Origin of the sequence: Actinomyces oris (assembly GCF_001937445.1) — a bacterium.
Classification (GTDB): Bacteria; Actinomycetota; Actinomycetes; order Actinomycetales; family Actinomycetaceae; genus Actinomyces; species Actinomyces acetigenes.
The window spans coordinates 1-12,638 of record NZ_MSKS01000033.1 but is presented as its reverse complement, the minus strand read 5'-3'; the positions used below and the strand labels follow the sequence as shown (position 1 = coordinate 12,638).

Below are 12,638 nucleotides of genomic sequence, written 5' to 3'. Positions count from 1 at the left end.
GGCTGGACAACCCGGTTCCCATGACAGATACGGATGACATGATGAGTGAGCAGCACAGTTCCCACCAGACGGCTGAGGACGCCGTGAGTAGCCCCGTGAGCAACACTGTCTCGCGTCTCGAGGAGGAGGGTGAGATCGGCGCCGACTACCTCGAGGAGCTTCTCGACATCGCCGACCTGGGCGGTGACATCGACATCGACATCGACCACGGACGCGCCTCCATCGCCGTGGTCGCCTCCGAGGAGGGTGACGAGCGCGAGCTCGCCGACCTCGTTGGGCGCGACGGGGAGGTTCTCGAGGCCGTTCAGGAGCTGACCCGCCTCGCGGTCCAGGCACGCACCGGCAACCGCTCCCGGCTCATGCTCGACATCAACGGCTACCGCGCCGATCGACGTACCGAGCTGACCAAGGTCGCCCAGGAGGCGGTCACCAAGGTCCTCACCTCGGGAGAGGCCGTCAGTCTTGAGCCGATGAACCCCTTTGAGCGCAAGGTGTGCCACGACGTCGTCGCCGCCGCCGGGCTGGTCTCCGAGTCCGAGGGCGCTGAGCCGCACCGGTACGTCGTGGTCCTGCCCGCCGATGAGGAGGGCGTTGACGAGGACGAGGGCGCCGAGGACGCGGCTGACGACTCCGTTTCGGAGCAGGCCTGAGCATGAGTGAGGAGCAGCGGGCCCAGGTGGAGGAGCCGACGGCGGAGATGCGGGAGATCTTCGGGGTCTCCTTCTCCGCAGCGGAGCACTTCGCGCAGATGCTCGCTGAGGAGGGTGAGCTGCGTGGTCTCGTGGGGCCGCGTGAGCTTCCCCGCCTGTGGACCCGGCACATCGTCAACTCGGCTGCCGTGGTCCCCTTCCTGCCGGCCCGGGGAAGCGTGGCCGACGTGGGTTCCGGGGCCGGTTTTCCCGGCATCGTCGTCGCGTTGCTGCGCCCCGACCTCGACGTGACGCTCATTGAGACGATGGAGCGGCGCACCCAGTGGCTCTCCGACGTCGTCGAGGAGCTGGACCTGGACAATGTGACCATCCGGCGGGCCCGGGCCGAGGAGGTCAAGGACCGCTATGACGTGGTGACGGCTCGCGCGGTGGCGAACCTGTCCAAGCTCGTGCGGTTGACGGCGCCGTTGCTCCGACCAGGGGGCGCCCTCCTGGCCCTTAAGGGCATGCGGGCACAAGATGAGGTCGACGACGCCAAGTATGTCATTAAAAAGGCAAAGTTATCAGTCGCTGTTGTTCATGAGGTTGTCACTGCCGGCGAGGAAACGACGGCTGTGGTTGAGATTCGCCGCCCGAAGAACCGTTGAGATACGGCGCGCGTTCGGTGTAACGCGTAAGGATCGACCTGCTCGCGTAGACTCGTAACTGCCCGACTGGCTCGGGCTGTTGGGTCACCGTCCGAGGAGAAGCAGGTTTGTCCGGATCGTCTATCTTCGATCAGCTCCAGGCCGAGCACCTCGCGTTAGACGAGGTAGCGGGTGGAGAGTTCCCACATCCTGAGCGGACTCGTGTCATCGCAGTCGCCAATCAGAAAGGCGGCGTCGGAAAGACGTCGACCGCGGTGAATCTTGCAGCGGCTTTAGCTGAAGGCGGGTTACACGTCCTGCTCATCGATGCCGACTCTCAAGGTAATGCCTCCACTGCACTGGGGGTGGAGCATGATGAGGACAGTGCCTCGATCTACGACGTCCTCGTTGACTCCATGCCGATCAAGGATGTCGTCGCTAAGACGCGATTCTGCGAGTCCCTGTGGTGCGTACCCGCGACTATTGACGTGGCTGCGGTTGAGATTGAGCTCATCTCCACCGCTGAGCGTGAGTCACGTCTGCGGCGTGCGCTGGTGGACTACCTGGTTTCACGTGAAACCGACGGTCTGGAGCCCCTTGACTACGTCATCATCGATTGCCCGCCGAGCCTCGGCATTATGACGATCAACGCCTTCGTCGCTGCTGACGAGGTTCTCATCCCGATGCAGGCCGAGTACTACGCTCTTGAAGGCCTCGCCCTGCTAACGCGCTCCATTGACCGGATCGCGCGCATTCACAATCCGGGGCTGGGAGTCTCCATGATTGTGCTCACCATGTTTGACGGACGCACCACCCTTGCCCGTGAGGTGGAGTCCGAAGTTCGTTCCTATTTCCCTGATGCGACGCTGGACACTAAGGTGCCGCGTTCCATCCGTGTTGCCGAGGCCCCCTCCTTCGGTGCTCCTGTGGTGTTCTGGGATCCCCGGTCCACCGGCGCAATTGCGTACAAGAAAATGGCTCGTGAGGTCGCTCTGCGGGGCGCTCCCCGAATTGAAGGCGAGGAAGCCTGATGGCTCAGAAACGGCGCGGACTCGGACGGGGTCTGCAGGCGCTGATTCCGGAGGCGCAGAAAGAGAAAGTACCTGCTGCGTCTCGTCCTTCCGATGTGTTCTTCCCCGATTCGCGCAAGGACGAGTCACGTGATGATGATGCGGCCTCCCATGCCAAGCATGTCGCGGAGGAGCCTGAGTCGGCTTCCGAGGCGCGCAGTACTCGCGATCTGACCGCCACTCTCCTGGCTCCGTCTCAGCGGAAGCGTGGCTCCAAGAGCCGCTCGACTCGTTCGACGACTGCCTCCAAGACCGCCGCGCAGGGTAAGCGGACGAAGTCGGTTTCACGTGAAACCACGCCTGATTCGGCGACTGCTGCTGGGGTGACGGAGAAGAAGTCCACAAAGAAGTCGTCCACTGCTGCTTCCACGAAGCGGGCGTCGTCGGCCGCACCGAAGCGAGCGACCGCGAAGGCGACGAAGACAGTGTCCGCTGCGGTGGAGAAGTCTTCGCATGAGGCTTCCCCAGTGGAGGATGTCCAGGACGAGACTGCTTCGACGTCGGTTCCTCAGCCGGAAGAATCAACGCCGGTGGTTCCCGATGTTTCACGTGAAACAGAGGAGGAGCAGGCTGTGGCTGCTGATCACGGCGACTCCGGATCTGAGAAAGAGCAGACTGAGGAGAACCTGTCGGCGACGTCATCTGACGCTCGAACTGAGGCGCCCAACGTGACCGACGCCGAGGAAAAGACAGCGGATACGGACGCTGCTGACCTCGTTCCCGTCCCGGGCGCCCGTTTCGCTGAGATTCCGGTGGAGCTGATCCACCCGAATCCCCGTCAGCCTCGGCAGGTCTTCGACGAGGACGATATCGCCGAACTGGCGGCCTCGATTGCAGAAGTGGGTCTGCTACAGCCGATCGTGGTGCGCCAGGTGCCGACCGCTCCGGGAGAGGAGCTTCGGTATGAGCTCATTATGGGTGAGCGTCGTCTTCGCGCTTCCAAGGAAGCCGGAATGGAGACCATTCCGGCGGTCGTCCGGGATACCGAAGATGTGGATCTGCTGCGTGACGCCCTGCTGGAGAACCTGCACCGCGTCCAGCTCAACCCCTTGGAAGAGGCCGCGGCCTACCAGCAGCTGCTGGAGGACTTTCAGTGCACCCACGCGGAGCTCTCCGAGCGAATTGCCCGGTCGCGTTCCCAGATCTCCAACACGTTGCGCCTCATGAAGCTCCCACCGCTGGTGCAGCGCCGGCTCGCTGCAAACGTCATTTCGGCAGGACATGCCCGCGCGCTTTTGGGTCTCCCCAACGCAGCGGAGATGGAACGACTCGCTCAGCGCGTGGTGGCTGAGGGCCTCTCGGTGCGTGCCACAGAGGAACTCGTGGCGCTTCATGAGGAACCTGAGCCGGGATCAGATCAGCCGAAGGTTTTGCGCGCTCGCAGTACCCCTCTCCCGGCGCTCTCAACACGCCTTTCCGATGCCTTTGACACTCGCGTGAAGGTGACACGTGGAGCGAAGAAGGGGCGTATCACCATTGAGTTCGCGGGCGATGAGGACCTTGCTCGCCTGGTTGACGCGCTGGCGCCGGGGACGTCTCTTGATGAGGAGTAACCTGCTCTGATCGTGCGATTCACGGTGGGGCCGAGACACTCAGTGTCTCGGCCCCACCGGTGTCTCTGCCGACATGGGGTGGGTACTCGGCCGAGCGCTACGGGTGTCCACACCGTGTTTCACGTGAAACACGGCCGCGCTCTTTGGTTGTCCCATGATGCGTGATGAACTGAAAGGTGTCGCGGGTGGCACTTGAATGGGACAGCCCAGGTTTCACGTGAAACACGTGGACACTGGGTTGTACGTCATTGTTGAGGCATGTGGACGACGGAGAACGGTCTGCGGCGCTGAGGAGGGAATGTTGTGCTGCGTCATGACTTCTGGGTACTTCGAGTGCCGTGACAGCTGAGACGGTGGTTGGGGCGTTGCCTGGGACTGTCATGAAGTACGTACGAGTCCTGACCAGTGCGTCCCTCACTTCGGGGAGCGGGTTGGCCCCAGGGAGGCGGTTCGGTGACGGCGTGGACCCTTGACTTCGGGCCGGTGCTTGGGTGCTGGAGAGGCCAAGCAGAGGAAAGCGGCCGGACCCAGGTTGAGAACGCCTGGCCTCGCCTCCGTGACCCCACAGGGTCGATCAGGTACATGGCTCGGTGTCTGCAGCGCTGACCGTCACGGTTCCGCCGTCAAAGTGAGAAGGGAGCATCGTTGGAATGCGACCTTCGGTTTCACGTGAAACCTCCGGCCGCCTTTGGTTCGCGGCGTGGAAGTGGGGGTGATGTTGGCTCCATGAACGCCGATGCTTCGTCAGATGCTTTTGTTGGCTCACCTCGAGATAGTGAACAACCATCCCACGCTCCTACCCGAGCAGAGTCTCAGAAGTGAGGAGATCAGAAACAGACAGGCGCTGGGACTCCCGAGGTTTCACGTGAAACACGGGAAGTGGTTGTTGGGCTGCCGCGGAAACTGTGTCGTGTGACCGTAGTGAGGCGTAGCTGATGTTGGTCGACGTGCTTCCGAGGCGGTAATGGAGGAGCGCATACTGGAAGGAACAGAGCCCCAACGGTCCCGTGAGGCGTTGTACGGTGGCGGTCGGATGAGGCTGTACGAATGAGTGCTCGTCAGAGTTGTTGCCAGGCCGTTCAGAACCGACGTGGGATGTTGCATCCCTAGCCAGATACGGTCTCCGTACACCTCGGCAGCGCCTGAAGAGCGGGGGCGTTGGGTCCTGAAATGCTGAGCACGCCGTCACGAGCGTACGCATCGTTGACAGCCGTGGCCCGTCGAGCCCGGCATCGACGGGAAGGATTGGAGATCCCCATAGTTTCACGTGAAACGGAGGGTGGAGATCCTTCCCCTCCTTCTGGGGTAGGGGTGACGTCGTGTGTGGGTATCGCTGACACTGTCGTGGGTAGACAGGTTGGTAGTCGGAGAACGCCTGCTTCTCGGCATGACCCACGATTGAGGAGGAGAACACAGCGCCGATGATTCCGGCTGCTACGAGCAGCGGATCAAAGAGCGCGAGGCGCCTCATGACAATAACCCGATGACTGCTGGTTTCACGTGAAACCAGAAGAGTGTCGATGGAGAGTGGATTTCGTTGAGGGTCTTCTAGCGAACGTGGTGCGTGCGAACGTCGCCGATGAGTGGTCGGTGATGCCGTCTCAGACCCTTCCCCGGGGGAGGCACTGGTTCTCACTTCAGCAGTGAGATGTGTTCGGGTCGCTCATGTTGTCTGTACTGCATTGGTTGGCGCCCAGAGCACGCCGTAATACCGGCGTTCAGTATAGTGGCGCAGTGCTGCGATATGCGTGAGGTTACTGGGTACTCACAGTTGTATCGGGCATGCCGGGCACAGACAAGGGGTGCACCGTGCCGACCTTTCCTGGCAGCGAAGGCTGCAGGGTGATGGTGGCGTTGCCGTGATGCCAACATCATGCTCGTGAGCAGGTTTCACGTGAAACCAAAGGTGAAGCGTCTGTCGGATAGGTTCCATAAGACTCTGCAGACGTAACCGAGAACTGATGCCGTGGCTCTAAGTTGCTGGATGAGACGCGATGGCCTCTCCCTCCTCGGAGACAGGTAGGGCGTATGCCGTAGCCCGTGAGGAGCAACTTGATGCCGCCTCCCAGTGCCCGGTAGCGGTCTCCCGTTGAATACATCGTGCCCGACGGGATGCGACCTACTGCTGCCGCGGAAGAACGTGGCAGATACATCTGCTTTGGGCGGGGCAGATCGCGTGCCGTCTGTTGGAGAAGCTCGGCAAATCCGATCGTGTCAACGTGCGCCGCCTGACTGGAGTGGGCGGCATGGCAGTCGTTTCTCGGGGCCGGGGCTGGTTTCACGTGAAACCAATGGCGAAGGTTCCGCCGGGAGTGCTCCACAAGTCTCTGCAGACAGAACTGAGCACTGAGCCCGTGTCTTCAGGTTGCCGGATGAACGTTGATGGACTCTCCTTTCCGGAGGTAGACCCGTCATGTGCTGTAGCACGTGAGGACGAGCTGGACGCCACTGCCATGTGGATACTGGAGGTCGGCCGTCGAGTACGTCGTGTCCGATGGGATGGATGGCGTGCTGCCGAGGCCGATGTACGTGGTACATGCGCCTGCTTTGGCGAAGGCGGATCGAGTGCCGTGCATTGGAGAAGCACAGCGAATCCGATAGTCGCGACGTGCACCGCCGGACTGAAGGGGCAGGCATGGTGTGCACTTCCTGGGGGCTGTGGGCCGGTTTCACGTGAAACCAGCAGCGAGTCGCCGAAGGACCGTTCTCGTACTGATTCGGTCGGTGGAAGTCACGTCAATGCGTCTGGGGTTCATAGTGGCTTGCGGGACGGGATGCTCTGGCCCCTTCCCTGGGGAGCTACCGGTCCTCTGTCGAGCGATGAATACGATGTGGGATCTCATGCACGCTCTGACGCGAAGAACAGAAGTCCGTAGTGCACCTGATCTCATGCGTTGAGTGTCGTCACTCGGCACGGAGCCGTGCAGTAGGTTGCTGGATTCCCGCATTCGGTTTGGGAATACGGCGCCTGCGCAGCGGCGCTTGAGGTTGACCGCGCGGACGGGACAGCGGGATCTCGTCTGTGCTGTCGCCATACCAACGCGATGACTCGGAGTATGTTTCACGTGAAACCGCGAGATGAACAGCGTAGGTGGTAGCCGGAGCGTTCCGGTGTGAGACGCCTGCGGTGAATGGCGCAGAGGGAAATAGGGGGGCCGCGGGCATGCCGATCGACCGTACGCGTGGGAGAGGTGGAGTGGACACCGCAGATGCTAGTTGCCATCGTTGTTGAGCCATACGCCGGGCTTCATGAGCAGGTACAGGAAGCGGCGGGCCCTTCGAAGCCCTTCCCCAACTGCTCAGGAAGGGAATCATCTTTGGTTCGACTGCCCGCTATCAGGGCAGGAGGGACAGAGGACGGCAACAGTCATCAACCGCTAGCAACGCGCCACTCGGACTCGGTACGGCGGGTAGCGCTCGGGGGCAGAGCCGGGGCTGGAATGGGCGTGAGCATGTTCCATCCGAAGCCGATCCGAGGTGACGGCGCCCGCAGACTCGGAGTTCCCCCCGCTCTGGGGAGGAGTGCTCCCATATGAGAACCGGTGGGTGTCAGGCTGACCCGGTTCATACACGGATAGGCGCCGCTCTCCCGGTTGGCACCGGGTCCCCTCTCCCGTCATGAGGCCCATGTCTGTACGGGCAGGAATCGAGTGAAGCTGTAGTCGACGGCAGGTTTCACGTGAAACAAGAGATGCACTATCGGTCTTTGGTGAGTGGCAGCGCGTATCCCATTATCCGTGCGTCGACCTCGCCGGTGGCATTACCCAGTGCTGATAGTGAGGTCCGATTCGTGTCCGGCTCTCCTGAGCCCGCCCTCTCCTGTGTCCTCGCAGCAACCGCATGGACCTCGTCATCGGAATGCTGGCCACGTCAGAGGCGTCACCATGCTTCCGGACCTCCCCGGGTCGCTCAACTGGACACGACGAGATGGTGAATGGAAGAAGGGTGCGTGCCCAGTGAACGTTGCTGAGACACGCTGAATCGGCCAGTGGGTGCGGTCGACGCCTGGTTTCACGTGAAACATGAACGTGCTGCATTGAGTGTGTATGCTCCATCTCCCGATTGGCTGGCGCCCGTATATGCCCAATGAGTCCATACCTGTGACGCGGTGGGCATCATTGTTTCCCATGCGTCGAGCTCGAAGCAGATGAACAAGGGTGGCGGCGCCATGTGTTCGAAGCACGCCGCTCACCGAACGAAGGAACCGTAGAGTCCCTTCCATCGGCATGGGGCACGGAAAGCTCAGACGTAGGTTTCACGTGAAACACTGAGAATCCAGTGTGCCTCGATGCTCCGTCTTCCGAGCGCGATGCCAACACAGATCGTTCTGGTGGGGTATCGAGGCAAGTCCGAGTGACCCCAACCCCTGCCCTGTTCCGAAAGCGGCATGCCTCGACGACCCTGCGGCACACGTTCCCCACCAGGGCGATGACGCACCCACACCGCATCTGGTTTCACGTGAAACCGCACGCCCTCCGGTTACTCGTGATGGAGCGTTGTTGAGAAGAAGGTGCTGATGGTGATGTCAGTTCAACGGCCCTGCGGAACGCCGACCGAAAACAACGGTGACTCCACTCGACATGAGTGGAGCCACCGTTTCACGTGAAACCGAGCCGACGTTACGGATGAACCAGCGGGTTTCGCACCAACGCGTCATACAGCTCTTCCAAGGAGCCCTCCGCATTGGCGGCAATGGGCAGCAGGGACGTCTCCGTCATTCCGGGAATGACGTTGACGTCGATGAACCACGGCGTTCCTTCGTCATCGAGAATGAGGTCGGTGCGCGAAAGATTGCCCAGCCCGAGAGTGGTGTGAACCGTGACAGCCGTGGTCTTCACCTTCTCTATCACCGCGTCATCCAGTCGAGCCGGAACGAAGTACTCTGAGCGGCCCGGGTTGTATCGCGCATCAAAGTCGTACCGCCCATCGGTGACGACCTCAACGGGGGGAAGCGCACGTGGCCCCTCTCCTGTATCGACGACGGAGACCGCCAGCTCTGTCCCGGCGACGTAACGCTCGATGAGGGCGCGCTCGTCGTAGGCGAAGCACGCCACCATCGCGGAGCGCAGCTCGTCCGCCGTCGATGCGTAGGAGACGCCAAGCCCGGAGCCTCCCTGATGAGGCTTCACCACCACCGGCAGTCCCAGATGACCTGCGACGACGGTGAGAACCTCCTGAGCCCCCAACTGACTGAAATAGGACTGTGGAAGCGTTAACGAGTCAGGAGTAATCACTCCTCCGGTGCGCACGCTCGCCTTGGCTGTCGGTTTGAAGGAGGCCCTCTGGCAGCCGTCCGAGTGCGTGCCGACATACGGCAGTCCCAGCGAGATGAGGACATTCTGAAGCCCCCCGTCCTCCCCGGGGCCGCCGTGAACCAAGGGCCATACGACATCGGGCCCGAAGGTCTTGAGCGATCCAATGGTGCGTGCGTCGATGTCCAGGACGAGGACGGTGTGCCCGAGGTGCTTGAGTACCTGGGCGACGCGATGCCCCGAGCGCAGGGAGATGTCGCGCTCATGGCTCAATCCGCCGGCGAGAACAGCGATACGGAGTGGAGACTGGTTCATCGTCAACCTCAGATTTGGTCGGGTGCGGGCGCGTGGAAGCCCTCGGACGGATGGGGACTGTGGGTGGGCCCGAACAGGCTCAGCAGCTCGAGATCGCGGGTCACGACGCCGGAGAGCCGGCGCACCCCTTCACGGATCTCGGCGGGCTCGGGATAGCAGAAGGACAGTCGCAGGTGGTCCTGCCCCGCCCTGCCGCCGGCGTAGAAAGCCGTCCCGGAGACGTAGGCGACCAGGCTCGTGACCGCGCGCGGCAGCATGTCCTTGGCGTCGAGTCCCTCAGGAAGCCCGACCCACACGTAGAAGCCGCCGTCGGGCACGTTCCAGTGGCACATGGGCAGGAACTCCTCCAGTGCCGAGACCATGGCGTCGCGCCTTTTCTGGTACATGGCCCGGAAGTCCACAATCTGCTGCTTCCAGTCGAACTGCTCCAGGTACATGGAGATCGAGAACTGACCCACCGACGACGGGCACAGGATCGCCGCCTCGGAGGCCAGTTTCATCTTCTCCCGTACGGCCGGCGGGGCCACCGCCCAGCCCACGCGGTATCCCGGAGCGAAGATCTTGGAGAAGGAGCCCAGGTAGACGACGTCGTCGGGTGCGAGGGTCTTGAGCGCGGTGTAGGTCTGCCCCTCGAAGCCCAGAAGACCGTAGGGATTGTCCTCCACGATGAGGATGTGGTGGCGTCGGCAGATTTCAACGACCTGCCGACGGCGCTCCTCGGTCAGCGTCACTCCGGCCGGGTTGTGGAAGTTGGGGAGGCAGTAGAAGAACTTGATACGGCGCCCCTCGCGCGTGAGGCGGACGATCGTCTCCTCCAGGGCCTGTGGGATGACGCCCCCGGCATCAATGGGGACCTGCTGCACGTCGGCCTGGTATGTCGCGAAGATCGACAGCGAGCCGACGTAGGTGGGCGCCTCGGTCAGGACGACGTCACCGGGGTCGACGAAGAGCTCGGTGACGATGTCGACGGCCTGCTGAGAGCCGGTGGTGACGATGACGTCCTCCGGGTCGGCTCTGATGTCCTCCAGAGCCATGACCTCGGTGATCTGCTCGCGCAGCCGCGGCAGTCCCTGACCGTTTCCGTACTGCAGCGCCTGGCCGCCGTCCTTGCGGATCATCCGCGCGGTGGCCTCGGCCAGGCGCTCCAGCGGGAGGTCCTTGAGGTTGGGCATTCCACCGGCCAGGGAGACGACCTCGGGACGGGAGGCGACGGCGAACAGGGACCGCGTCTCCGAGGCACGCAGACCGTGGGCTCGTGCCGCGTAGCTGTCCAGCCACGGGTCAAGTCGGTTGCCCTTCACCTGGTTACTGCTCTCACTCACCTGCGGTCCTTCCTTGGTCGCCACTGATGTGTCCGTGGACCTAAGTCTGCCACGGACACAGCGGTGCTCAGCAGCCGGAGCGAGCAGGAGTAAACCGCGGTGTTTCACGTGAAACACGCTCGTCGGCTCGTCGTCGGGACGGCGTGTGGGCCTGACAAGGACGCGCCGCGCATCGTGGGTGCGATGCGCGGCGCGGTAAGGGTCAGAACCCTCGCGGGTCGTTGGTCATCAGCTCAGGGCACGCTCCTCGATCAGGGCGCGCAAGGGGGCCTCCTCATTGTCGATCGTCTCAACCATCTGGGGCCGGGCGAGCAGATCAGCGACGACGTCGGGAGTCTCCGGCTCGCTCCCGAGTGCCTCGGCCACTGTCTGCGGGAACTTCGCGGCCTTGGCGGTCTCCATGACGAGCGTGGGGAAACCGGGCTCCATGATGCGCAGAGCAACCGTGATGCCGTCGGCCGTGTGCGGGTCGATGAGCCGGCCGGAGCGCTCCTTGACGGTGCGGATGGCCTCCAGCCGGTCGGCGTGCGAGGACGTGCCTGCCACGAAGCCGAACTCCTCGCGCATGCGCGGGAGCTGATCGCGCAGGTCAAGCGCGCCGGTGGTCTCCAGCTCCGCCCAGCGCTGCACGAAGACCTCGGGGCCCAGCAGCGCCCAGATAAAGCGCTCCAGGTTGGAGGCCTTCGAGATGTCCATCGACGGGCTGGAGGTGGCCAGAGTGTCCTGTGCCGAACGGGGTCGGTAGATGCCGGTGGTGAAGAACTCCTCGAGCACGTTGTTCTCATTGGTGGCCAGCATGAGACGACGGATCGGCACCCCCATGGACCGGGCCAGGAAGCCGGCGTAGATATTGCCGAAGTTGCCCGAGGGCACGCACACATCGACCCGGTAGCCGGCGCGGCGCCCCTCCTCCACCGCGTCGGTGACCCGCAGCCAGGACCACACGTAGTAAACGGCCTGCGCGGCGATGCGGCCGATGTTGATGGAGTTGACGGCGCCCAGGTGATGGGCGGCCTTGAATCCCGCGTCGTTGCTCAGCGCCTTGACCAGCGCCTGGCAGTCGTCGAAGACACCGCGCACCGCGATGTTGTGGATGTTGGCGTCCTGCAGCGTGTACATCTGGGCACGCTGCACCGGGCTCATGCGGCCGGCCGGCGAGAGCATAAAGACGCTGACGCCCTCCTGCCCCCTGAAGGCGTGCTCGGCCGCCGAACCGGTGTCTCCGGAGGTGGCGCCCAGGACATTGAGAACCTGGCCGTGCCTGGCCAGGACATAGGGAATCGCCTGCCCCAGGAACTGCATGGCCAGGTCCTTGAAGGCCATCGTCGGTCCCTCAGACAGGCCCACGAGGGTCAGGCCGTCGGCGACGTCGTCGAGCCCGGTGACAGGGACGACCGGCTGCGGGAACCTCTCCGCTCCGTAGGCGGCCCGGGTCAGCTCGGCGAGATCCTCCCGGGGAATGTCGGTGGCGAACAGGCCGATGACTTCCGTGGCCAGGTCGGCGTAGCCCAAGGGCCTCCAGGCCTCGATCTGCTCGGGGCTCAGGGCTGGCAGACGGCTCGGTACCGCCAGGCCACCGTCGGGCGCCAGGCCCGCCACAAGAACGTCCGTGAACCCCGCTGCCGCCATCTGGCCACGGGTGGAGATGTACTGGGTGTGCTGCATGTGCCGCCTTCTTGCCGTGTCGCATGACCTGGTGCCGCGTGCGAATCCGGTGCGATTCTACGGGGCCGCGACCGCGGGTGACAGATGCTGTGTCAGATGCGGCGTCAACTGAGGTGACAGCCCGCCCGACGACGGAACCAGACATCAGACAACCGGCGGGATAGCGTATTGGCCTCACCGAGCCG

General features: G+C 63.1%; 7 protein-coding genes. 4 read left to right on the top strand and 3 right to left on the bottom strand.

Annotated features, from left to right (window positions below):
• Positions 1 to 38 precede the first annotated feature (38 nt).
• The 4 genes from BKH20_RS09980 (at position 39) to BKH20_RS09965 (ending at position 3,899) form a co-directional block, all read left to right on the top strand.
• Positions 39 to 650 (top strand): protein jag, encoded by a 612-nt coding sequence (locus tag BKH20_RS09980; protein ID WP_075390940.1) that lies wholly within the window; start codon positions 39 to 41, stop codon positions 648 to 650.
• A gap of 2 nt (positions 651 to 652) precedes the next feature.
• A complete protein-coding gene (gene rsmG / locus BKH20_RS09975; protein WP_070658894.1) occupies positions 653 to 1,297 on the top strand; it encodes a 16S rRNA (guanine(527)-N(7))-methyltransferase RsmG in 645 nt (214 codons plus the stop codon).
• A 107-nt stretch (positions 1,298 to 1,404) separates the two neighbouring features.
• Positions 1,405 to 2,307 carry a ParA family protein gene (locus BKH20_RS09970; protein ID WP_070658893.1) on the top strand — a complete coding sequence of 301 codons (903 nt, stop codon included), beginning with the start codon at positions 1,405 to 1,407 and terminating at the stop codon, positions 2,305 to 2,307.
• Positions 2,307 to 3,899: a ParB/RepB/Spo0J family partition protein gene (locus BKH20_RS09965; RefSeq protein ID WP_075390939.1), complete on the top strand. Its 1,593-nt coding sequence runs from the start codon at positions 2,307 to 2,309 to the stop codon at positions 3,897 to 3,899. The genes BKH20_RS09970 and BKH20_RS09965 overlap by 1 nt, the downstream gene beginning before the upstream one ends.
• 4,619 nt (positions 3,900 to 8,518) lie before the next feature.
• Here the strand turns inward: BKH20_RS09965 and BKH20_RS09955 are convergent.
• The 3 genes from BKH20_RS09955 to thrC all read right to left on the bottom strand — a co-directional run bounded on the left by BKH20_RS09955 (position 8,519) and on the right by thrC (position 12,453).
• Positions 8,519 to 9,466, bottom strand: a complete 948-nt coding sequence (locus tag BKH20_RS09955; protein WP_075390937.1) for a D-alanine--D-alanine ligase family protein — start codon at positions 9,464 to 9,466, stop codon at positions 8,519 to 8,521.
• Positions 9,467 to 9,474: 8 nt separating this feature from the next.
• On the bottom strand, positions 9,475 to 10,788 hold the full coding sequence (locus BKH20_RS09950) for a PLP-dependent aminotransferase family protein (RefSeq protein ID WP_075390936.1): 1,314 nt from the start codon (positions 10,786 to 10,788) through the stop codon (positions 9,475 to 9,477).
• Positions 10,789 to 11,016: 228 nt separating this feature from the next.
• Positions 11,017 to 12,453, bottom strand: a complete 1,437-nt coding sequence (gene thrC / locus BKH20_RS09945; protein ID WP_075390935.1) for a threonine synthase — start codon at positions 12,451 to 12,453, stop codon at positions 11,017 to 11,019.
• Between the last annotated feature and the right edge of the window lie 185 nt (positions 12,454 to 12,638).